The organism is Vibrio sp. KUL70 (genome assembly GCF_059725515.1).
The window spans coordinates 1,259,599-1,281,450 of sequence record NZ_AP045834.1; the positions used below are offsets into that span (position 1 = coordinate 1,259,599).

Annotated in this window: 21 protein-coding genes; 19 read left to right on the forward strand and 2 right to left on the reverse strand. The window is 44.6% G+C overall.

Features of this window, described 5'->3' with window-relative positions:
• Positions 1-85: 85 nt before the first annotated feature.
• On the reverse strand, positions 86-1,516 hold the full coding sequence (gene nrfA / locus AC6I7V_RS05730) for an ammonia-forming nitrite reductase cytochrome c552 subunit (RefSeq protein WP_498011517.1): 1,431 nt from the start codon (positions 1,514-1,516) through the stop codon (positions 86-88).
• Between the two features lie 481 nt (positions 1,517-1,997).
• Here nrfA and nrfB point away from each other — a divergent pair, with 481 nt between their 5' ends.
• The 15 genes from nrfB (at position 1,998) to AC6I7V_RS05805 (ending at position 16,724) form a co-directional block, all read left to right on the forward strand.
• On the forward strand, positions 1,998-2,582 hold the full coding sequence (gene nrfB / locus AC6I7V_RS05735) for a cytochrome c nitrite reductase pentaheme subunit (protein WP_255230913.1): 585 nt from the start codon (positions 1,998-2,000) through the stop codon (positions 2,580-2,582).
• Between the two features lie 3 nt (positions 2,583-2,585).
• On the forward strand, positions 2,586-3,272 hold the full coding sequence (nrfC, locus tag AC6I7V_RS05740; protein ID WP_255230912.1) for a cytochrome c nitrite reductase Fe-S protein: 687 nt from the start codon (positions 2,586-2,588) through the stop codon (positions 3,270-3,272).
• A 2-nt stretch (positions 3,273-3,274) separates the two neighbouring features.
• Entirely contained in the window at positions 3,275-4,249 is a 975-nt protein-coding gene (gene nrfD / locus AC6I7V_RS05745; protein WP_498011518.1) for a cytochrome c nitrite reductase subunit NrfD, read from the forward strand.
• A 55-nt stretch (positions 4,250-4,304) separates the two neighbouring features.
• Positions 4,305-6,239: a heme lyase CcmF/NrfE family subunit gene (locus tag AC6I7V_RS05750; protein WP_498011519.1), complete on the forward strand. Its 1,935-nt coding sequence runs from the start codon at positions 4,305-4,307 to the stop codon at positions 6,237-6,239.
• A complete protein-coding gene (locus AC6I7V_RS05755; RefSeq protein WP_498011520.1) occupies positions 6,217-6,786 on the forward strand; it encodes a DsbE family thiol:disulfide interchange protein in 570 nt (189 codons plus the stop codon). Before AC6I7V_RS05750 ends, AC6I7V_RS05755 begins: the two co-directional genes overlap by 23 nt.
• Entirely contained in the window at positions 6,783-7,217 is a 435-nt protein-coding gene (nrfF, locus tag AC6I7V_RS05760; RefSeq protein ID WP_255230908.1) for a heme lyase NrfEFG subunit NrfF, read from the forward strand. The genes AC6I7V_RS05755 and nrfF overlap by 4 nt, the downstream gene beginning before the upstream one ends.
• A 90-nt stretch (positions 7,218-7,307) precedes the next feature.
• Positions 7,308-7,484: a hypothetical protein gene (locus AC6I7V_RS05765; RefSeq protein ID WP_255230907.1), complete on the forward strand. Its 177-nt coding sequence runs from the start codon at positions 7,308-7,310 to the stop codon at positions 7,482-7,484.
• Positions 7,485-7,711: 227 nt separating this feature from the next.
• Complete coding sequence (locus AC6I7V_RS05770) at positions 7,712-8,311, forward strand: GTP cyclohydrolase II (RefSeq protein WP_261883130.1); 600 nt, start codon at positions 7,712-7,714, stop codon at positions 8,309-8,311.
• Positions 8,312-8,483: 172 nt separating this feature from the next.
• Positions 8,484-9,743 carry an imelysin family protein gene (locus AC6I7V_RS05775; protein WP_255230906.1) on the forward strand — a complete coding sequence of 420 codons (1,260 nt, stop codon included), beginning with the start codon at positions 8,484-8,486 and terminating at the stop codon, positions 9,741-9,743.
• A gap of 153 nt (positions 9,744-9,896) precedes the next feature.
• Positions 9,897-11,285, forward strand: a complete 1,389-nt coding sequence (locus tag AC6I7V_RS05780; RefSeq protein WP_498011521.1) for a di-heme oxidoreductase family protein — start codon at positions 9,897-9,899, stop codon at positions 11,283-11,285.
• 160 nt (positions 11,286-11,445) lie between these two features.
• Positions 11,446-12,504, forward strand: coding sequence for an imelysin family protein (locus AC6I7V_RS05785; RefSeq protein WP_498011650.1), 1,059 nt, complete (start codon positions 11,446-11,448; stop codon positions 12,502-12,504).
• A complete protein-coding gene (locus tag AC6I7V_RS05790) occupies positions 12,494-13,582 on the forward strand; it encodes a DUF1513 domain-containing protein (protein ID WP_498011651.1) in 1,089 nt (362 codons plus the stop codon). The genes AC6I7V_RS05785 and AC6I7V_RS05790 overlap by 11 nt, the downstream gene beginning before the upstream one ends.
• An 82-nt stretch (positions 13,583-13,664) precedes the next feature.
• On the forward strand, positions 13,665-15,209 hold the full coding sequence (locus AC6I7V_RS05795; protein ID WP_498011522.1) for a L,D-transpeptidase family protein: 1,545 nt from the start codon (positions 13,665-13,667) through the stop codon (positions 15,207-15,209).
• A 174-nt stretch (positions 15,210-15,383) separates the two neighbouring features.
• Complete coding sequence (mepK, locus tag AC6I7V_RS05800; RefSeq protein ID WP_255230903.1) at positions 15,384-15,932, forward strand: peptidoglycan L,D-endopeptidase MepK; 549 nt, start codon at positions 15,384-15,386, stop codon at positions 15,930-15,932.
• 138 nt (positions 15,933-16,070) lie between these two features.
• Positions 16,071-16,724, forward strand: a complete 654-nt coding sequence (locus AC6I7V_RS05805) for an MBL fold metallo-hydrolase (RefSeq protein WP_498011523.1) — start codon at positions 16,071-16,073, stop codon at positions 16,722-16,724.
• Between the two features lie 60 nt (positions 16,725-16,784).
• Here AC6I7V_RS05805 and AC6I7V_RS05810 read toward each other — a convergent pair whose 3' ends face one another.
• Positions 16,785-17,540, reverse strand: a complete 756-nt coding sequence (locus tag AC6I7V_RS05810; protein WP_255230901.1) for a DUF2982 domain-containing protein — start codon at positions 17,538-17,540, stop codon at positions 16,785-16,787.
• Between the two features lie 221 nt (positions 17,541-17,761).
• Between AC6I7V_RS05810 and AC6I7V_RS05815 the strand changes: the two genes are divergently transcribed.
• From AC6I7V_RS05815 to AC6I7V_RS05830, 4 genes are all read left to right on the forward strand, one after another.
• Positions 17,762-18,154 carry a hypothetical protein gene (locus AC6I7V_RS05815; protein ID WP_032549263.1) on the forward strand — a complete coding sequence of 131 codons (393 nt, stop codon included), beginning with the start codon at positions 17,762-17,764 and terminating at the stop codon, positions 18,152-18,154.
• A gap of 453 nt (positions 18,155-18,607) precedes the next feature.
• A complete protein-coding gene (locus tag AC6I7V_RS05820) occupies positions 18,608-19,702 on the forward strand; it encodes a TRAP transporter substrate-binding protein (protein ID WP_255230900.1) in 1,095 nt (364 codons plus the stop codon).
• A gap of 181 nt (positions 19,703-19,883) precedes the next feature.
• Positions 19,884-20,417 carry a TRAP transporter small permease subunit gene (locus AC6I7V_RS05825; protein WP_255230899.1) on the forward strand — a complete coding sequence of 178 codons (534 nt, stop codon included), beginning with the start codon at positions 19,884-19,886 and terminating at the stop codon, positions 20,415-20,417.
• A gap of 10 nt (positions 20,418-20,427) precedes the next feature.
• Positions 20,428-21,711, forward strand: a complete 1,284-nt coding sequence (locus AC6I7V_RS05830; protein WP_032549260.1) for a TRAP transporter large permease — start codon at positions 20,428-20,430, stop codon at positions 21,709-21,711.
• Positions 21,712-21,852: the final 141 nt, after the last annotated feature.

The window sequence follows — 21,852 nt, forward strand, 5'->3', positions numbered from 1 at the left end:
TTAGGGCGTTAAAAAGCAGCCTTTGATCATAGTGAGTATGGATACTCACGGTTTTGGCTGAAATTACCGCCCTTGGCTGTCACGATTAATAGTCGTAATTCGCTTCGCGTTTTTCAGCCGCTTCATCCCATTTTGGAACGACAGTATCTAAGAAGTGCTTCTTATCAGCGTTCATCTTATCAATATCCATGCCTAGCGCTTTCTGTGCAGCCGCTTTGGTTGAGATATCTGGGATCACGATAGGCTCTGTGATTCCTTTTTTCGCTAGCAGGCGAACCAGTTTGGTACGTGCATCTGCTGCTCTATCAACCGCTGTGCCTAGCACTTCTAGTGCAACTTCAGGAGCGTGCATATGTACACCGTGAGAGGCAATCGCATAGTCCCAGCGCCATTGTGCATGACGAATATCTTGTAGGATAGGTTGCATTTCATCTTCAGTCGCACCAGCATCCCAGGCTGCGCCCGCTTCAAAGTGTGCTGCCACAATCTGTTTCTCTGCGGTTAGCTTCATGTTAAGCACTTGCGCTTTACGGCTAGAAACGATGTTCTGCATGGTCTCTTTGCTTTGTGTATGACAGTTTGCACAAGTGTCTTCGAAGCGGTCGAATGGGTTTCCGACTTTATGATCGGTATACACAGTTCCATCTTCTTTAGTCACTTTCGGCATGTGGCAGTCGACACAAACCACTTTGTTCTTACCATGGATGCCTTCACGCCATGTTTCATAGCCTGGGTGCTGTGCTTTTAGCATCGGCGCTTTAGAGACTTTATGTGTCCAATCTTTGAAGTTCAGAGCGTCGTAGTAACGCTCCATCTCTTCGACGGTTGTGCCTTGATCCCAAGGGAATTTAACGCTTTTGTTTGGGCCGGTGAAATAGTATTCAACGTGGCACTGCGCACATACAGAAGCTTGTTGATCGAGGCGGCTCTGCTCATCAAACTTCTTGCCAATCGCTTCGAATGCACGCTCAACATAAGGTCGAGTCACTTTCAAAGCGGGTTCGCCGTTTTTAAAGCCGTCGCTTTGCGTATCATGACAGTCTGCACAGCCAATTGGGTTGACGATCTCTTCGCCTAGGCGTGCCCATTTGCCTTCGAAGTAACCATCTTCGCCACGCTCTTCGATAACACGAGCTACATCTGGGCTCTTACAGCTCCAACACGCCATTGGCATAGGGCCAGATCCTTCGTCCATTGGTGCGCCCGTACGAAGCGTTTGTCTGACATCGTCAAGTGCATAAAAGTGGCCTCTGGCCTTGTTATAGTCTTTTGCAAAACCATAACCCGCCCACATGATCACCATATTTGGGTCTTCATGTAACGCGTCTTCTATATGTTCACTCTCCGATGTTTGTTTCCAAGAGTGGTATTGGTCAGGGTGGTTCTGCTCGAATTGCTCGTTACGAGGGTCACCAATTGTTTTTTGTTCTGACGCAGCAAAGCTAGCTGCACTTACTAGTGAAGTGCTGACCAGCAATAAGGCTGTGACGGAATTACGTATCCAGTGCTTTTTCACAGTGATATCTCCAATATACTGATTTTTATACCAAGCGTTGTGAGTTTGCTATTTCAAATTAAGAATTGGAGAATTCCTGTTTATATTAATTCATAATCAAACACATTTTGTTACGTGTTGAGGCATTGTTGTTTTAGATCAATTATCACTAGTGATGTGAATCACGCTAGTTCAGTAATAACCCTAAAGGGGTAGGTTGGGGCAGTGTGAGTAGGTAAGTATAAGAATTATTCTCATTAAAGAACAATAACTTATGGATATAACCATTATTTAAATGTGGTGACTATGCTCACATAATCATCAATGCAAATTTCAATTTAACCCATTAGGGGTATATCCTTATTAACAGAAAGCGTTGTGGCTTTTCCAAAATAAGAATTGATATCATTTAAACGGTAATAGTGCTGTTTAAGGATACTTTTGTTTAATCGGATTTTTATTTAGTTGAGAGTTAAATAAATCCGATATAAGGAAAGGAAAAATGGGCAATATAAAATTGGCCATAGTCATAATGCTTAAATCCCTTCTAGCATTCTGCCTCTATGGTTATTCCATTCATACTGTTGCCGAATCCGTTGAAATAACGCCAACGGAATCAAATAGGCATGCAGTCGAATTAATTCGCGATAAAGATTATAAGTGCGTTCAATGTCATAAAGATTCCAAAGAAACATTATTGGGTTCACATGGTATAGATGCACATAATATTGTTGGACGAGAAATTAACTGTACAGATTGTCACAGTAATATAAGTCCGGATCACCGAGAAGGGGCACCAGAGGTGATCAAATATCGATCCGCACAATCGCAAAAAGGAACAAATAAGGTATTTCTGGATCCTCAAAAGATCTTACAAGCAAATAGTGGATGCACAGATTGTCATAAACCAGAATATTTACAAGAAGATAACTGGACACATGACGTTCACGCTAAAAACCTAACTTGTTCAAATTGTCACGATGTACACGCTAATAAATCTAAGGTTCTGAGTTTAGATAAGAAACAAACGATCAAACTGTGTGTTGATTGTCACTCAGACTTTAACCAGAAGAAAGAGGAGGAGTAATCTATGAGCTGCTCTAGAAGAAACTTTTTAGCTGGTGCCGGTGCAGTGATTGTGACAACCGGGATCGCTGGCACATCGGTTGTTACTAGCAGAAAAACACTGGCTAGTGTACAGACTGATGGCAATAAGCGCTATGGAATGATCCACGATGAAACCGCATGTATCGGTTGTACAGCCTGTACAGAAGCGTGTCGGGAAGTGAATAAGGTTCCTGAAGGCGTTTCAAGGTTGGAAATTGTGCGCAGCGAGCCACAAGGTGAATACCCTGATGTCGATTATCGCTTTACACGAAACTCCTGCCAGCATTGCGACAACGCCCCGTGTGTCATGGTGTGTCCAACAGGTGCGGCATATAAAGATGAGAAGACTGGCATTGTCGACGTACACAAAGAGAAGTGTGTTGGTTGTGGCTATTGTCTACTGGCTTGCCCTTATCAAGTACGCTTTTTCAATCCAAAAGACGGTTCGGCCGACAAGTGTAATTTCTGTCGCGATACGAACTTAGCACAAGGAAAACTGCCTGCTTGCGTGGAGTCTTGTCCAACAACAGCACTGATATTCGGCGATCTTAATGATCCGAACAGTACGATCAATCAAGTGCTGAAATCCGAAGTGGTTTACAGAGATAAAGTGCACTTAGGTACTCAGCCTAAGCTTTACAAAGTGCCACATCAGAAAGGGGAGATTTGATTATGAGTGCATGGGATACAGCTTTCCAATCTGGAACCGTGGTCTGGGATTGGATTATTGCTATCTACTTGTTTTTAGCAGGTATGTCAGCGGGTGCAGTGATGATCTCTATCTACCTCAAGAGAAAGGTTATCGAAGGTGATGCGTCGAAGAACGGAGTGATGAAGGCAACGGCTTTTCTTGCGCCATTTGGCATCATTTCGGGCCTGCTTATTTTGGTGTTTCACCTTACGAAGCCACTCTCTTTCTGGAAGATCATGATCTTCTATAACCCAACATCTGTGATGTCGATGGGTGTGATCCTATTCCAAGTCTACATGGCGATCTTGTTTGTATGGATCGGAATCATATTCAGGGATCAGATCACGCTGTTTTTGAGTGAGCAGAGCTGGCTTAAAGGACGTTTAGATTTTGTTGGGAAACTCATAAGCAAACTTGAACCTCTTGAAAACGCAACAGAAATCTTTTTGGCAGTGCTAGCACTCTTGCTTGCGGCATATACCGGTTTCCTACTATCAGCGCTCAACACATTCCCAATGTTGAACAACCCAGTATTACCGATACTGTTCTTGTTCTCGAGCTTGTCCTCGGGTGCCGCAGCTTGCATTTTGTTTGGGGTTCTGGTGTTTAAAGAGTCTCCTCAAGGCCCGAGTATCTCTTGGATCCATGGTTTCGAACGTCCAGTGGTGATGTTTGAACTGTTCGTTCTCGTGACCTTCTTCACTGGTTTGATCTTCGCTGGTGGTCAAAGCGAGCAAGCGGCGTGGAATGCCATTGGCAGTGGGTTCTGGGCGAGTTGGTTCTGGTATGGCGTGATTGGTATCGGCATGGTTCTGCCTTTGCTGCTCAATGCTTTTACCCCGAAAGCGGTTCGTCATACTGGAGTCTACATTTTTGCTGTGACTTGCTTAAGTTTGGCGGGCGTTTTAATGCTTCGTACCTTTGTACTTTATGCAGGTCAACTAACTCTAGCGTAAGCGTGAGTGACGTTTGTTCTATCCGGCCCCTTCGTTGGGGCCATATCGAGGTGATATGCTAGGTTCTTTAGGGCTATTCAATCTCATTGGCGTCGCAATCCTCAGCAGTTTGGTGAGTATTGTTTATTTGGCTGGTAAGTATACTCAGTCAAAGCGCCATTCCGCCTTCATTGGCAGTGCGACTCAAGCGGCCACTGTTCTATCGATTGCTGCTGTGAGTATCCTCGCTTTGGCTTTCTGTCAGGACGACTTTTCGATTCTCTACGTCGCTGAGCATTCAAATACCCAACTACCAAGCGCCTTTAAAATAGCAGCTGTATGGGCAGGACATGAAGGCTCGTTGCTTTTTTGGGTGCTTACCTTAAGCTGCTGGGCAGGGCTTATCGCCAGACGAGATCATTATCGAACGGACTATTGTGATGCAGTCCTTTGGGTAATGAATCTACTTATCACGGTGTTCGCTTGGTTTACCTTGATTGCTTCCAATCCATTTGAACTTAATTCAGTGTTTGTTACTGAAGGACGCGATCTGAACCCTATGTTGCAGGATGTTGGGCTGATTTTTCATCCGCCATTGCTCTACCTTGGCTACGTCGGTTTTTCTGTTGTTTTGGCGTTTTCAGTTGCGGCCTTGATGGTCAAACCTATTGAATTTGATTGGGTAAGACATTGCCGAACATGGTGCTTAGTGGCTTGGTGCTTCTTAACCGCGGGTATTGCGCTTGGCTCTTGGTGGGCTTACTACGAGCTAGGTTGGGGCGGCTGGTGGTTCTGGGATCCGGTTGAAAACGCGAGCTTGTTGCCTTGGCTAACCGCGACGGCGTTACTGCATATTTTGGGCGTTGCCAATGGTAAGAAACAGTTATTGAAGTGGTCTTTCAGTTTAGCTTTTATCACGTTTAGTCTAAGTATCTTAGGCACTTTCATTGTTCGCTCTGGAGTGCTTACTTCAGTACATGCATTTGCGGTTGATCCGACCAAAGGAATGTCATTACTTTTGATCCTAGTTTTGGTATTACTGAGCTCTTTCTCCCTGTTAATCATTAAAGGGGAGCAATTCGAATCGCAAGCGATTGTTAGTTTTAAAAGTAAAGGCTTTATGGTGTTGATCGCCGCACTGATGTTGATATTGGCGATGTCGATTGTTCTGTTTGGTACTTTCTACCCAATGGTTTTCGAATTGTTAGGTCTAGGGACAATTTCTGTTGGCGCGCCGTATTTCAATCTGTTGATTGCACCATTAGGGCTATTGGCTCTTGTGATGATGGGTATCGCACCACTAATGGTGTGTAAGCCACAATGTTCGCTCAAGTTAGCGATGTTATTGGCAGTGGTTTCAATGGCAAGTGGCGTACTTCTATACGTACCACAAGTGTTAACTAGCAACGTGTACTCAATCTCAAGGATGGTATTGGTTACTTGGTGCTTAGCGTGTTGGGTCGTTTTCACCCATGGCTATGGCCTGTGGCGCGCCCGTAACACGCGTTATCAGCGTAAGCTATTTGGAATGTCGATAGCGCATCTTGGTGTGGCTATTCTCGCGGTAGGAGCTGGGATGAACAGTTTTCACTCTTTTGAAGCGAGCTACCGTTTGGCACCGCAGAGCCAAGTTGAATTTATCGACTGGACGTTGGCCTATCAAGAGACAGAGCTTTATGTAGGAAACAACTACACAGCAGAGAGAGGCGTTATTGAGGTCTCAAACGAAGCGCATCGTTTCGTTATCGCCCCCGAACGTCGCCATTACCCTGTACGGGTGATGAATATGAGTGAACCTGCGATGAAGTGGTTCTGGCATGGCGACATCTACATCACAATGGGAGAGAAGGTCGATCGTCAAGGTTATGCATTTAGAGTGCAGTACAAAGCGTATGTGCGCTGGATTTGGTTGGGTGCGTTACTCATGATGTTAGGAGGTTTAGTGTTAGTCGTGCAAAGGTATCAGCGACGAATCAAGGAGACAGGTTATGAAATCCAATGTTCGCAATAAAATGGTGATGCTGTTTGCCATTACTGCTGTAGTGATGGTCGTCTTTGGTTTGGCTTTAGGTAAAAAACAACAAGTCAGTGTCACCGAGCAACATACAAGAGATTTCCCTGAGTTTTCGCTTGCGAGTCTATCCATATCTGTCGGAAGTGCGGTAGGCGGAAATGCCCCTATTACTTTGACGAGAGAAGATGTGACTGCACATCCATACCAATTAGTGAATGTATGGGCTTCGTGGTGCGGAATATGTAAGCAAGAGCATCCAGTCTTATTAAAGCTTGCAGATAATGATGTTCCTATCATTGGCTTGAACTATCGTGACACGGCTGCAGCGGCAATTAAGGAGCTTCAAACTTCCGGTAATCCGTACTATCAAGTGATAAGCGACCCTAATGGCAAATTGGCGTTGGATCTAGGCGTTATTGGTACACCAGAGACATACTTAGTTGACCAACAGGGGAGAGTGATTAAAAAGCTAGTGGGAGCAATGACACAACAAGTGTGGCAAGAGGAGTTTGCTGACTATTTTACGAATAAGGCAACGTTATGAAGTGCTTAGTATTGGCATTGTTGTTCTTGAGTGCGTTAGGTGTCAGCCCACTAATAAAAGCGAATGAGCTGTTTGTTTCTAATAACAAACAGGTTGCGATAGAAGTTGAGTTGTTTGAATTTGATAATTTAGCTCAGCAGCAACAAGCAATATCATTAGCGAAAACATTACGTTGCCCTCAGTGTCAAAATCAAAATTTGATTGAATCAAATTCGCCAATAGCGAAAGATTTACGACTTCATGTATTTAGCATGGTTAAGTCTGGAAAAACCGATACACAAATCATTGAATATATGACTGAGCGATATGGGGAATTTGTTTTATATAAACCCGCGTTCAAAATGACAAATGGGTTACTTTGGCTCTTCCCGCTTCTCTTATTATTGCTATTTGTATATTTGCTAATTAAAAGTGTTAAGGCGAGTCCATAAAAAATTAAATTAATTGTTTACCTCAAGATCTGTATTTTGTAACATATATGACTCGTATATGACTTGGCACTTCAATATAAGGACGTATTGGTGGAAAACGTAATCTCAAATCTAAAAAAAGAGTTTTATAGCCATGTCCAGTCTGAACAGTGGGCAGATAAGTACAGTGCTAAGTCAACCGTCTCCATTTTGACGCAAGAAGAGCTGGCTGAGTTGGAAAACGCTTGGATTCAACTCGTGATCTGGAAGCAGAAACAGGTCGGTTAAGTCAATCTAACAGCCTAATTTATAACCCCATGTCAACCTAGTTGGTGTGGGGTTTTTTAATACTGCTAACAAATAGTGTTATATTATAACATTTTCTTGGTTCGGAGCCTTGAAAAAAGTGATCAACAGCGCCATAGTGTCTATCATTAGATTGTTCGCTACAAAATTATTACTGAAATGAATAACGTAGCGCTGTTAAATACAACGAATTGCAAGTGAGTGTAGATATGGCGGAAGTTCGTGCCAGAGTAGATTTTAAAGTTGGAGCAAGCAGCAACATTGATGCAGAGCTTCTTTCATTCCACGGCTTAAAAACAGACAAAGAACACGTTGCTGTGATTTTCAGAGCAGCAGACAAAACGCAACAAATCCCTCTCGTTCGCATGCACTCAGAGTGTTTGACTGGGGATGTGTTCCACTCGTCACGTTGTGATTGTGGTGAACAGTTAGACGAGACGATTCGTCGCATGGGGGAGTCTGGCGGTATTATTCTTTACCTTCGTCAGGAGGGTCGAGGTATTGGCCTTTACAACAAAATTGACGCCTACCGTTTGCAAAGCGAAGGTATGAATACGTACGAGGCGAATAATCACCTAGGTTTTGGTGATGACTTACGTGATTTCACTGAAGCTGCAGAGATGTTGCGTGCATTAGAGGTGACTAAAATCCGTCTAATTACTAACAACCCTAAAAAAATCAACGAGCTGAAGTCTTACGGTATTGAGATCGAAGAGGTCGTAAACACCGCGGCTCATATCAAGTCTGGTAATGAAAATTACCTCAAAGCAAAAGTGTCTCACGGTAAGCACAACTTAAACATCGACTGATGTAACATGTTGCAGTTAGCATAAAATGAAGAAAAAACCTCACATTTGTGAGGTTTTTTTGTATTTGCCTTGCAAATAAATTGTAAATTTGTATTATTGCAATAAGTAGTGCAAATGATAATGGTTTGCACTACCGATATTTATAATAATTCAAGCTCAACAAGGATGCTTCATGACCATTAAATCTTTAGTGACTAAAGCGGTTACTTCGTCACTCATTTTTGCTTCTGCTTCATCTTTTGCAGCAGTGACCCAAGATCAAGTTGTCGAGCACTACGCTGACATCGCGCACGCGGTATTTGCTGACTCTGTGATTACAGCGAAAGCTCTTAACTCTTCTATCGACACATTTTTAGCTTCGCCGTCTGCGAGTAACTTTGAACAGGTAAAGCAAGCTTGGTTGGAGTCTCGCGTTCCTTACCAACAGTCTGAAGTGTTCCGTTTTGGTAACGCTGTGGTTGATGATTGGGAAGGTCAACTAAACGCATGGCCACTAGATGAAGGTCTAATCGACTACGTTTCAACTGACTACCAATACGAGCTAGGTAACGAAGGCGCGAGTGCAAACATCGTTGCAAACGAAACCTTCCAAATTGGTCAAACTAAAGTTGACGCATCAAACATCACACCAGAGCTTATCGCTGACCTAAACGAGATCGGTGGTTCTGAAGCGAACGTTGCATCGGGTTACCACGCAATTGAATTCCTACTTTGGGGTCAAGACCTAAACGGTACTAACGCTGGTGCTGGTGCGCGTGCATACACAGATTTTGTGGTTGGGGCGGAATGTACAAATGGCAACTGTGAGCGTCGTGGCGCTTACCTTAAAGCGGCGGCAGAACTTCTAGTTCAAGATCTTGAGTGGATGGAAAAGCAGTGGTCTGCGGATGAGAAGGGTAACTACCGTCAAGAGCTACTCGCAGAATCTAGTGACAATGGCCTACGTAAGATGCTATTCGGCATGGGTTCTCTGTCTCTTGGTGAGCTTGCTGGTGAGCGTATGAAGGTAGCATTAGAAGCTAACTCTACTGAAGATGAGCACGATTGTTTCTCTGACAATACGCACAACTCTCACTACTACAACGAGCAAGGCATCTACAACGTCTACACAGGTCTGTACAAGCGTGAAGACGGTACATTGCTTTCTGGTCCAAGCATCTACGATCTTGTTGAGCAAAAAGATAAGCAAGCGGCAAAAGAGATCCAGAAGCAGTTTGACCTAGCACGCGCACAAGTTGGTGAGCTTGTTTCTTCGGCAGAGAAGAACAACGAGTATTTCGATCAACTGATCGCAGCAGACAACGCGGCGGGTAACGCACTTGTGAATAAAACTATTGTTGCGCTGGTATCTCAAACGGCTGCAATCGAGCGTGCAGCGGGCATCATTGGTATCGATAGCTTAAACCCAGATACAGCTGATCACGAATTTTAATCTTTCGTGATGTCTCGATATTTATAAGGGCTCGTTTGAGCCCTTATTTGTTGAGCCTTAATCATCAAAGCTAACCCAATCTAATAAATCTAAGTATTAGCCAATAAAAAGTACAACGAAGCTAACTACTCACTAACTTAGCAAAGGCAATGTATGAAGTCGTATCTTTCCGCCTCGTTTTTAACCGCTCTGTTTTTCGTTCCTCCATTACACGCCCACGATGTTTACTCTGGCGGTAAGACTACCGTCAAAAAAGAGGGAGCGAACGCATTCTCTCTTCCTGCAGCAAACCTGCCCATGACCAAGCGTCTGGACTTTAGTGTCGGTAATAGCTTCTTCAGAAACCCATGGGTTCCGGCGCCTTCATCGACAGATGCTCGTGATGGCTTAGGTCCACTATTTAATACTAACGGTTGTCAAAACTGTCACATCAAAGATGGACGTGGACACGCGCCTGAAAAAGGCGATGAGAATGCCGTTTCGATGTTGGTTCGCCTCAGCATCCCTGCAGAAACGGCAGAGCAGAAAACCGCTTTTATTCGTGATGGTGTGATTCCTGAGCCAACGTACGGTGGTCAACTTCAAGACTTTGCAATTCAAGGTGTTCAGCCTGAAGGCAAGATCAATATCTCCTATACTGATGTGCCTGTGACGTTTGCCGATGGCAGTGTTGTAACACTTCGCAAGCCAACATTAACCATCACCGATTTAGCCTTTGGCGAGATGCACCCTAAAGCACAATTCTCAGCGCGTGTCGCACCACCGATGATTGGTCTTGGCCTATTAGAAAGTATCCCAGAAGAGACCATTCTAGGTTTTGCTAAGCAGCAACAGCTAGAGAACAATGGAGTGTCTGGTAAAGCAAACCAAGTGCTCGATGTTCGCACTAATGAAATGTCTCTAGGTCGCTTCGGCTGGAAAGCGGGGCAACCGAACCTCATGCAGCAAAATGCTGCGGCGTTTAATGGTGACTTAGGTCTAACAAGTAACCTATTCCCAAATGAAAACTGCACTTCGGCGCAATCAACGTGCACTGATTTCCCTGATGGCGGTAAACCGGAAGTGAGTGACAACATTCTCGACTTTGTCGAGTTCTATTCTCAACACTTAGCAGTACCAATTCGCAGAAATGTAGAGGATCCACAAGTCGTTAAGGGGCAGGCACTGTTTGCGCAATCGGGTTGTCAAAGCTGTCACCAAACCGATATCCGTACTATGGAGCGAGAAGGGCTACCGGCACTGTCTAAACAACTTATCAGTCCGTATACCGATATGCTTTTACATGATATGGGCGAAGGCCTGGCAGATAACCGTCCTGAATACTTGGCGAATGGCCGTGAGTGGAGAACGACACCACTTTGGGGCTTGGGCTACACGCAAGAAGTTAACGGCCATACGTTCCTATTGCACGATGGACGAGCTCGTAACGTGATGGAAGCTGTGCTTTGGCACGGTGGTGAAGCTGAGCAAGCTAAGCAGAACGTGCTCAAGTTGAATAAGTCTGAACGTGACGCACTTATTGCGTTCTTAAACTCGTTATAATCGACGTTCAGGCTCTATATCTTTATCAGAAATTCACAATGTTTATTAAGGTCAATAGACCTTAGTCTTGTGAATTTTCTTTGCTATGCGTGACGGAAACCAATAATCAAACGCGCAACAATGCTCAACATTAGGTAATAACATGAAAAATAAGCTATTCATGAAAAACAAATTGTGGGCTCTTCCGCTTTCAGCTCTGGTTGTGGCGGGGTGTCAGTCTTCGGGAGAATCCAGCGTTTCACGAGAGACAAATCTTGGTTACTCTGCCGATACGACTCAACACTTGAGCACAAATGTTTATCTGACTGAATTCAATTCAGCGGTAAATTTTGCGAAACAAGCGTCTGAGCTAGAAGCAGCGGTTGAATCTTATTGCCAAAGCGATGCAGTAACATTGGATCAGCTAAAGTCGGAGTGGCAGCAAACTATGACGGCTTGGATGGCGTTGCAAGGGCAGGAGCGTGGCCCTGCAAAAGCACTTGAAGAGAGCTGGAATGTACAGTTCTGGCCAGATAAAAAGAACACCACTGGGCTGAAAATGAGTCAGCTTAACCAGCAGGATAAACGTTGGACGCAGCAAGATATCGCGCTTCAAAGTGTGACGGTTCAAGGCCTAGGCGCACTTGAATGGTCCTTTTACGACAAAGCTTCCCCATTACTGACTGACAAAGAGTCTGGTTGCAAAAGCGTTGCAGCCATTGCACAAAATTTAGCTGTGAAGTCGTCCACCATTGTATCGGCTTGGCAGGTTAACCCGTGGACCTCTCTTGATGAGAAGCAATGGGAATCTGAGTACATTGCGCTTATGACGAATCAACTCGACTACAGCATGAAGAAGTTGAGCCGTCCACTCGCTAAAATTGGTAAGCCAAGACCATACTTTTCTGAATCATGGCGCGCGCAAACTTCATTAGCTCAACTAAAAGCGAATGTTGTTGCATTGGAGGCGCTATATTTGGCCGATGGCAAAGGGTTAGATGCAATTCTACGAGAGCAGGGGCATCAGGACCTTGCTGACCGTGTTTTCACTCAGTTTGAGCAAACCATTGAAACTTGGCCAGAGCAAGAGAGCTTGTTTGACTTGTTGCAAAGCAAAGAAGGCTACCGTTTAGTTTTGTCTCAATACAACAAACTAGAACAGCTGAAATATTTGATTCACGAAGAAGTGGCGATCGAACTTGGTGTGGTAATAGGGTTTAATGCAACCGATGGTGACTGATTCTACACGTAGAAACCTGTTGAAGGCGGCGCTCGGTTGTGCCGCTGTTCCAGTGCTGCCGTTTGGTTGTGCTTCCAATCAATCGAATCAAGTAACAGATGGTTCGCCTAAACTGATTGGTTGTGCACTGAACGGTAGAGCTCGCTTCTCTGCGGTGGTTGCCGATCAATTTGGTCAACCAATGAGCCAGTTGCCGATCCCAGAACGTGGGCATGGTGTTGCCATCAGTCCCAAGCAAAACCATGCTGTGGTATTTGCTCGTCGTCCGGGTAACTTCTTTATCGTGTTTGACCACATGACTGGGCAACAGTTGAAAATGACGGTTAAAGGCAATAATCGCCACTTCTACGGACATGGCGTTTACTCGCTAGATGGTCGTTATCTGTATGCGACCGAAGGTAAGAGTGACACCAGTGAAGGGGTGATTGGCGTTTACGACGTAGAGCAACACTACGCCAAAGTTGAAGAGTTTAGTGGTTTTGGCATTGGCCCTCATGAAGTGATCATCATGCCAAGTGGTGATTTAGCGATTGGTGTTGGCGGGGTTCATACTGATGGCCGCACGCCGAAAAATCTCGATACCATGATGCCAAGCCTGACCTACCTCTCTCCTAAGGGGCAAATTCTCGACCAAGTGGGATTGCCTGATAAGAAATTGAGTATTCGACATCTAGCGCATGATGGCGCAGAGACTGTGTTATGCGGACAGCAATATCGCGGTGAACCAGACGAGTACCCATCTCTACTCGCGATGCACACTAAAGGGGGAGAGTTTGTCAGTTTGAACGCTGAGCCAGAACAGTGGGCGAGGTTTAATCACTATATTGCGAGTATTGCCGCATCTGAAGAGTGGATACTAGCGACATCTCCGCGCGGTAATTGCTACGGAATTTGGTCGAAACAGACGCGTGAGCTGGTCGAGCTTTCATACCTAGCTGATGCTTCTGGTGTGGTCCTATTTGATGATGAGTTTCGGCTGAGTTCAGGCGCTGGTGGTGTGATCAGTCAGTCTAAACCAAACGATAAATCGATACTTCAATCGGGTATTCAATGGGATAACCATTGGAGTGCAACCTAATGCATAAAAATCTTTAAAAAATAACATGCTTGCTCCATTTCTTTGCCATACTTAAAAGATGATTTGGCATCAGGAGCATCGCATGTTAGTGAAGTATATTTTCGCCATATTACTGGTGGTCTCCACGCATTCGTGGGGCTCCGCCGGTCATCATATGGGACAGGATATCAAGCCCGGCTCTGATCTGTCATTTTCTCTCCTGTATCCAGAGCTGACTCAGCGTATCTATCAAGAGACCTCTTATCCCGTGGTTTGGGCGTCATTAGCAGCATCTAATGCTTTTGAATTTCAGCTGTCGCTCATCGACAAAGCGCAATTTGCCCCTCTTTTTAGTAAGCAATTTAAGCAAATCGCAGAGCACAAAGCGTCAGGCGAATGGGACAAAGTGGATATCCTCACCACAGATGCGCTTCTGTATTATTTAAGCTATGTAGAGAAGGCTCCGCTGGTTGGTAAAGAGTGGTACTTCTCGGAGAAATTGCGAGATAGGCTACCTGAGCCTACCCCAGAGACCATCGCACGCTTACTGGACAGTATCAATAACGGCTACCTGCTGGAATTGGTGCTTTCTTATGCGCCGCCTGTGGGTAATTTCGATCAGCTTAAAGAGTCGTACGCTGTCCTATCTCAAGCGATGAGTGAGACTGTCCCTATGTACGACCAAATCGGACTCAAAAGGCTTGACGATGAGATTACCCAAAAGCCCATTTTATTGGAGCGAATGGCTTTGGTGGGCGTCGATACCTCGCACGTTGACCCAAATATTCCGATGTTCGATCTCGAGTTAGAGATTGCAGTCAAATCCTTCCAAAAGATTCACGGAATAAAACCTGATGGGATCATAGGCCCCAATACATTGAAGTGGATCAATATGCCGTTTGATGATCGTTTACGAGCGATTGCGTTGAATGCGGAGCGTGCACGTTTGTGGCCGAAAGATAGAGACTCACTGATTGTGGTTAACGTGCCTAGCTTTGATATGAAGTATTGGGAGGGAGGCAAAGAGGTCTTTGAATCTAAGGTTGTTGTGGGCAGAAAATCACGCAAGACCCCGTTGTTAGAGATTAATCTCGACTCCGTGATTCTCAATCCGACTTGGAACGTACCGTGGAAGATCATGGTAAAAGATATTTTGCCGAAAGTACGTGCCGACGAGAGCTACCTAACTAGCAACAATTTTCGAGTTATTGATGGCTGGAGAACGATGGAAACCATAGATCCCGAGCTCATTGATTGGCAGAGCATCAACTTCAACTCCTTCCCATATCGTATGAGGCAAGAAGCGGGTTCGCGAAACGCATTAGGTTTGTATAAATTCAATACACCAAATAAGCGGGCGATTTATTTACACGATACGCCGAGTAAGGGGCTATTCAATGATGATTTCCGTGCTTACAGCTCTGGTTGTATCCGTGTAGAACATGCCGAAGAGCTCGCAGAGTTGTTGTTTGCAACTAAAGTTAGAAAGGCACCACAACAAGATGGTTTGCTTGGTCCGAACACCAAAGTGAGGCTAAAAAAACGAATCCCGGTGCATATTATTTATCAAACCGTTCTGTTTGAAGAAGAAGGAATTCAGTATCGCGGTGACGTTTACCAATACGATAAGGAAGGTGGTGAAGGGTGATCTTAACCAAAAGTTTACAAACAAAATTTTATAGATGATTTTGTAAAGCCTATCAATAACTAAGAGTTTTAAGGCATCCAAAATAGCGTCTTTGAGCAAGTTTTGCGCATTGACGTCGCTATACCCATTATGTATCGTGCGTTTTTTGTTCGATTTAATGGGATTTTTTGCTGTATGTCTCAAAATGTATTCTCTCGCCGTCAGTTTCTCACTATTGCTGGTGGCTCTGTGGTCGCAGCTTCGCTCACTCCTTCTCTCGCGTTTGCTTCTTACCCAGACCAACCTAGAGTCATTAGCATGAATAACCTTCATACCGGTGAACGATTGGAAAGTTGCTACTTCGATGGTAAGAATTACGTGGGTGATGAAATGGCGCGCTTGAGTAAGTTGTGTCGCGATTTCCGTCGTAATGAAATTCATCCAATGGACAAAAAGCTGTTTGATCAAATCACCCAAATTCAAAATATTCTTGGTATTCAAAAAGAAGTACAGATCATATCGGGTTACCGTTCTCCAGCGACCAATGAAGCGCTTCGCTCAAACTCAAGTGGTGTGGCGAAAAAGAGCTACCACATGTTGGGTAAAGCGATCGATTTTCGTATCGATGGTGTAAACCTGAAAGAGCTACGTGATGCCGCGAAAAGTTTGCAAGCGGGAGGTGTAGGTTATTATGCGCGTAGTAATTTCATTCACATTGATACTGGCCCTGTGCGTAGCTGGTAACCAACTCCTCGGTTACTGGATTCGGTTGTACCAAGCTCAAAACTTGTCAAAATAGACATCAAATGTCATAGTTTGCGCCAGATTATGTAATGGAACGCTAAATTAGCCATTATTAAGTTTGCTTTCTAAGGTTTGTATATGTCTCTCAAGTATCAAGTTGTACCGGTTACCTCTTTCTCTCAAAACTGTTCGATTGTGTGGTGTGATGAAACCATGGAAGGCATTGTTGTTGATCCAGGCGGTGACGTTTCACAGTTAGCAGTAATCATCGAAGAGTTGGGTGTAAAGGTGGTGAATTTGGTACTTACTCATGGTCACTTAGATCACGTAGGCGGCACGGTTCCACTGGCAGAAATCTTAAATGTTGAGATTGTTGGACCGCATAAGGCAGATAACTTCTGGCTTCAAGGTCTAGAGAACCAAAGTCAAATGTTTGGTTTCCCTCTGTGTAAGGCATTTGAACCTAATGCATGGCTAGATGAAGGGGATAAGGTGACGTTTGGTAATCAAGTGATCGATGTTATCCACACGCCAGGTCATACCCCAGGTCACGTTGTCCTATTCAGTGAAGAAGCGCGCATGGCGTTTGTTGGTGACGTACTGTTCAACGGTGCGATTGGTCGTACAGACTTCCCTCAAGGTGATTTCAATACGCTAATCTCGTCGATTAAAACTAAACTCTGGCCACTGGGTAACGATGTGACGTTTGTTCCGGGTCATGGCCCTGAATCGACATTCGGTCGTGAGCGTGCATCTAACCCGTTCGTTGCTGACGAAATGCCTCTTTACTAAACGAGCGGTATAACTGATTTCTAAATAAACAGCTCGCTCAAGAGCTGTTTATTGCTTTTATTACTCACGTTCTGCCGCTGCAAGGTAACGTCTAGCAAGCCCCACAAATTCTTCTCCACTCATTTTCAAGTCATTGGTTGATATAAAGATATCGTAGCCATGATACTCTCGTTGATAACGCATCCGGTTGGCCAACATCGCTTGTAAACCTGAATATTGCCAACGCTTGTCTCTCTCTTTTGTTAGAGTCTGTACCTTTGAAGCATTGAGCGCGTCTTGGTCGATAAAAACATTATGGTCATCTTCGCTGAAGTGCATCTTTCCGTTGAATTGCGATGAGTCCAAAACAATGTCTTCAAACTTAGATTCATGCCCCGCTTGCTTAGCACCAAGGTAGAGCAGTGCTCGTTGGTTTAGTAGCAGTTCAGTTGTGATCTTAGGGCAGATGGAATCAAGGTAAGGGGCGTAGTCTCGAATTTTGATGCCAATCCAAGGAAGAGGTTGATGCCATCCATCTTGTTGATAGGTGCATAGGCCAATCTTTTCTATATTTGACCATTTCAGCACCCAACCACCTTTGTAAAAGTGTTGTTGGAAATGAGTTGGTGTTAACGTAAACAGCACTCTGCTACGCAGCATTAAATAGTAGCCTGCGACAAGTAAAACGATGACTAAAAAGGCGCCAACAAAAAGCAAGCGTGGAGCGTCATAATAGAGAGCAACTAATAAGCAAACGAAGCCCAAGATGACAGCAACATAACGATAGGCACTTTTGAATTTAGGCAGTGAAAAATTTGCAATATGACGTGTTTCCATAGGGTTCACCAAGTTTCATATTTTGGGTCTGGATGGATAACCAGTAGATATGACCTCGAATTAATAATGCCCTGTCTAAATAATAGACGTTGATAGACAATATCGTTATTTTTCGTCGACTTTCGACGCTCCACTCTACAAATAGCTCCCGTTTTTTGGTATAAATCGCGCTTCAAATTTTCACCACTGCGAGTTAGAGCAGTGAACTGGAGAAATATTCAATGAGACTTGCTCATAAGCGTAAGGTGCAGGCGAAGCTGCAAAAGCGCATTAAAGCGGCTGTAGCAAAAGTAGAAGCAACGCCAAAAACAGCAAAGCCTGTCGCAGAGAAAGTTGTAGCAGAAAAAACTGTAGCAGCAAAACCAGCGGTAGAGAAAACAGTAGCAGCACCAAAAGCGGCGTCTGTATCACTGACTCCTAAACAGCAACAAGTTCTAGACATCGTTGCTAGCAATGCCGACGGCATCAACCCTAAAGGTATCGGCCTAGCGGCTGGTCAAGAAGATGCGAAAGCTGGTTCATGGGCAACAGGCGCATTGAAAAAACTTCTTGAAGAAAACCTAGTAGCGAAAGAACAGCTTGCAGGTAACAAGGTTGTCTACAAAGCAATCTAATTCCTTTGGAATTAATTCGCTTTCTAAGTTTTAAGCCTCGATTTTATCGAGGCTTTTTTGATCTGGTGCCGATCAGACTATCTTCTGCCTCTGAACATAGCAAATCTACAAGGGCTTTCTCAGTTCTCAATAAGAGCTTGGGCTCATATGTGCATTGCACTCCATACGATGTCTGTCACGTTCTCGTAAAATGTTATTAACTTTAGCCCTAGATTACTACGTACGAAGTTTTCTTGGCGAGCTCTTGCTCATCTCTTCTCTGTCGCTTTAACTGGCGTCATATTGGTAGAATTCCTACGTATTACTACGTAGTTCTTTGGTCTAATACTGAATTTATTCGCGGAATAACCTGCGTGCTCATTCCCATTTCTTATTAACGGATGTCGATGCATTCTTTTGTTGAATCATAAAGTGCTCATAGAAAGAGTATTGAACCCAACAAAGGACGTGAACATGAGTCTTATTTCTAACTCCCTCACTCGAGTGTTTAAAAACGTGGCGGTTACCGCAACAGCTTGTTTAGCAATGGTTGCGACTGGCGCAACAGCTGCTGAGAAGGTCTATCGTTTGAAACTGGCGGAAACTTGGGGACCAAACTTCCCAATTTTCGGTGACACCACTAAGAATATGGCCAAGATGGCTGAAGAGATGTCGAACGGTCGTCTACAAATTCGTATCGACTCTGCGAATAAACACAAAGCGCCATTAGGTGTATTCGATATGGTGAAATCTGGTCAGTACGATATGGGTCACTCCGCATCGTATTACTGGAAGGGTAAGGTGCCAAACACACTTTACTTTACTTCTATGCCTTTCGGTATGCTACCAACAGAGCAGTATGCTTGGTTCTACTACGGTGGCGGTATGGAGCTGATGGAGAAAGTTTACTCTCCACATAACCTACTTTCATTCCCAGGTGGTAACACAGATACTCAGATGGGTGGTTGGTTCCAGAAAGAGATCAACTCAGTAGAAGATCTACAAGGTCTTAAAATGCGTATCCCAGGCTTCGCTGGTGAAATCTTAGCTGAGCTAGGCGCTAAGCCTACAAACATCGCACCGGGCGAGCTATACACGTCTCTAGAGCGTCGTACGATTGATGCACTGGAGTGGGTAGGTCCATCTCTAGATTTACGTATGGGCTTCCACAAAATCGCACCTTACTACTACACAGGTTGGCATGAGCCAGGTACAGAGCTTCAGTTCCTAATCAACAAACGTACTTGGAACAAGCTACCAGATGACTTGAAAGCGATTCTACAAGTAGCGATGAAGACGGCGGCTTACGATATGTACACACAATCTAAGCACGAAAGTGGTAAGAACTGGGCTTCAATCCAGTCTGAGTACCCAAATGTACAGGTAAAGGACTTCCCAGTTGAAGTAATGAGTGCACTTCGTGAAGCGAATGACCGCCTATTGAAAGAGCATGCTGACAAAGACGCAACAGCGAAAGAGATCCAAGCTTCGCAAGCGGCTTACATCGAGCAAGTTCGTCCATGGTCAAACATCTCACACCGTGCTTACCTAAACAGCCAAGCGCAATAATTGGTTTGTGTAGTAAGACGTAATCCAAAAAATCGGTAGCTTGGGAAAGTCTTAAGCTACCGAGAAGCCCAAGAAAACCTCTTTGCAGTTTCACCTTAAATAATAACGAAACGCCAAGAGCCTCTAATACAGCTCCGCTGTTGCATTGAGCGGAGCCATTTCAAATTCCATGGAGTAGGGAATGAGAAGTCTAATTTATATCGAACGAGCCTTTAATCGTTTTGGTGATTTCCTTGGCTGGTTATCCAGCATCCTGTTCATCATGTTGCTGGCCAATGTGGTGTACGACGTTGTGATGCGTTATGTATTTAACGACGTGTCGATTGCGTTTCAGGAGATGGAATGGCACCTATTCTCGGCTGTATTCCTACTTGGTGTTCCTTATGCTATCAAAGCGGGCGGCCACGTACGTGTTGACCTGTTCTACGAGCGCCTTTCCAATCGCGCTCAAGCTATTATAGATCTACTAGGAACAATATTCTTCCTGTTCCCGTTCTGCCTGTTGGTAGCTTGGTACGGTATTGATTTTGCCAAAGAGAGTTACTCACTAGGTGAAACATCGGGAGACCCGGGCGGCTTGCCTTATCGCTGGATTATTAAAGCGATGATCCCATTGTCATTCCTATTTATGGCAATCAGTGGTGTTGGCCTGATGCTGCACTCGCTGAACAAAATATTTAATCCACACCTGATTCAGTCACACGAGCAAAAGTAAGGAGACAAAAATGATCGGTATTGTAATGTTTTTTGTAGCCTTATTTGCGTTGCTACTTGGCTTCCCGGTTGCGTTCACCTTTGGTGGTATCGCGTTGATTTTTGGTGTGTGGGCCGAAGGCATGGATATGTTTGCCTTCATGCCTTATCGAATCCAATCCATCATGGAAAATACGGTATTGATGGCGGTGCCACTGTTCGTGTTCATGGGTTTGGTATTACAGAAAACTCGTCTTGCTGAGCAGTTACTTGAATCCATGGGTAAGCTGTTTGGTGGTGTACGAGGCGGTATCGCTATCTCGACGGTTTTAGTTGGTGCGTTGCTAGCAGCCTCGACAGGTGTAGTAGGGGCTTCAGTGGTAGCTATGGGCCTTATTTCGCTCCCTGTTATGCTTAAGTACAACTACGATAAAGGATTAGCGTGTGGCACCATCTGTGCTTCAGGTACTCTGGGGCAGATCATTCCACCTTCTATCGTACTTATTCTATTAGGTGATGTGCTTGGTGTACCGGTTGGCGACCTTTTCCAAGCGGCAGTATGGCCTGGTTTGGTATTGGTTGGCGCTTATGTGCTGTATATCCTCATCTACGCAAAAATGAACCCTGAAGCGGCGCAAGCTATTCCAAGTGACGATAACATCAGTCGTAAGCAAGAAGTTATCACCGCGCTAAAAGCTGTAATTCCGCCGCTAGCTCTCATTGTTGTGGTACTAGGTTCAATCTTTGCGGGTGTTGCGACGCCAACGGAATCAGCCGCGCTTGGTGGTGCCGGTGCTATCGTATTAGCGCTGCTTTACCGTCAGTTTAGTTGGACAATGGTATACGAAGCGTCAAAAGAGACAGTGAAAGTGACAGCAATGGTATTTGCTATCCTGCTGGGTGCAACAGCCTTCTCTATGGCGTTTACTTACACCGGTGGTGATTATCTAGTTGAAGAGTGGATGCTACAAATTCCGGGTGAGAAGTGGGGCTTCCTGATCATCACGATGTTGGTTATTTTGATTCTTGGTTTCTTCATCGACTTTGTTGAAATCTGTTTCATCATCGTTCCAATCATTGCACCCGTTGCTGAGATCATGGGCATCAACATGACGTGGTTTGCAATCTTGATCGCAATGAATCTACAAACCTCTTTCTTAACACCACCATTCGGATTTAGTTTGTTCTACCTGAAAGGGGTAGCGCCAAAAGGTGTGACGACTCGTGATATTTACCGTGGTGTAATGCCGTTTATCGGGATTCAGATACTGGTGCTTGCATCGCTATTGGTATTCCCTGAATTCTACGGAATGTGATCGCCTGATTACATAAAATTAACAAGTCTTGATAAAGTAAAGCTGCTCTTAGGGGCAGCTTTGTTTTTGTACTAAGCTGCAAGGAGATTGGCCGTTTCGGCCAAAGAGCGAAATAATTAAAGCATATAGAGCTGACGTATC

What these genes read in the sequence shown, in the direction of transcription:
- nrfB (WP_255230913.1), top strand. Translation starts at nt 1,998, where the DNA reads ATGGGCAATATAAAATTGGCCATAGTCATAATGCTTAAATCCCTTCTA.
- nrfC (WP_255230912.1), top strand. Translation starts at nt 2,586, where the DNA reads ATGAGCTGCTCTAGAAGAAACTTTTTAGCTGGTGCCGGTGCAGTGATT.
- nrfD (WP_498011518.1), top strand. Translation starts at nt 3,275, where the DNA reads ATGAGTGCATGGGATACAGCTTTCCAATCTGGAACCGTGGTCTGGGAT.
- AC6I7V_RS05750 (WP_498011519.1), top strand. Translation starts at nt 4,305, where the DNA reads ATGCTAGGTTCTTTAGGGCTATTCAATCTCATTGGCGTCGCAATCCTC.
- AC6I7V_RS05755 (WP_498011520.1), top strand. Translation starts at nt 6,217, where the DNA reads ATGAAATCCAATGTTCGCAATAAAATGGTGATGCTGTTTGCCATTACT.
- nrfF (WP_255230908.1), top strand. Translation starts at nt 6,783, where the DNA reads ATGAAGTGCTTAGTATTGGCATTGTTGTTCTTGAGTGCGTTAGGTGTC.
- AC6I7V_RS05770 (WP_261883130.1), top strand. Translation starts at nt 7,712, where the DNA reads ATGGCGGAAGTTCGTGCCAGAGTAGATTTTAAAGTTGGAGCAAGCAGC.
- AC6I7V_RS05775 (WP_255230906.1), top strand. Translation starts at nt 8,484, where the DNA reads ATGACCATTAAATCTTTAGTGACTAAAGCGGTTACTTCGTCACTCATT.
- AC6I7V_RS05780 (WP_498011521.1), top strand. Translation starts at nt 9,897, where the DNA reads ATGAAGTCGTATCTTTCCGCCTCGTTTTTAACCGCTCTGTTTTTCGTT.
- AC6I7V_RS05785 (WP_498011650.1), top strand. Translation starts at nt 11,446, where the DNA reads ATGAAAAACAAATTGTGGGCTCTTCCGCTTTCAGCTCTGGTTGTGGCG.
- AC6I7V_RS05790 (WP_498011651.1), top strand. Translation starts at nt 12,494, where the DNA reads ATGGTGACTGATTCTACACGTAGAAACCTGTTGAAGGCGGCGCTCGGT.
- AC6I7V_RS05795 (WP_498011522.1), top strand. Translation starts at nt 13,665, where the DNA reads ATGTTAGTGAAGTATATTTTCGCCATATTACTGGTGGTCTCCACGCAT.
- mepK (WP_255230903.1), top strand. Translation starts at nt 15,384, where the DNA reads ATGTCTCAAAATGTATTCTCTCGCCGTCAGTTTCTCACTATTGCTGGT.
- AC6I7V_RS05805 (WP_498011523.1), top strand. Translation starts at nt 16,071, where the DNA reads ATGTCTCTCAAGTATCAAGTTGTACCGGTTACCTCTTTCTCTCAAAAC.
- AC6I7V_RS05810 (WP_255230901.1), bottom strand. Translation starts at nt 17,540, where the DNA reads ATGGAAACACGTCATATTGCAAATTTTTCACTGCCTAAATTCAAAAGT.
- AC6I7V_RS05815 (WP_032549263.1), top strand. Translation starts at nt 17,762, where the DNA reads ATGAGACTTGCTCATAAGCGTAAGGTGCAGGCGAAGCTGCAAAAGCGC.
- AC6I7V_RS05820 (WP_255230900.1), top strand. Translation starts at nt 18,608, where the DNA reads ATGAGTCTTATTTCTAACTCCCTCACTCGAGTGTTTAAAAACGTGGCG.
- AC6I7V_RS05825 (WP_255230899.1), top strand. Translation starts at nt 19,884, where the DNA reads ATGAGAAGTCTAATTTATATCGAACGAGCCTTTAATCGTTTTGGTGAT.
- AC6I7V_RS05830 (WP_032549260.1), top strand. Translation starts at nt 20,428, where the DNA reads ATGATCGGTATTGTAATGTTTTTTGTAGCCTTATTTGCGTTGCTACTT.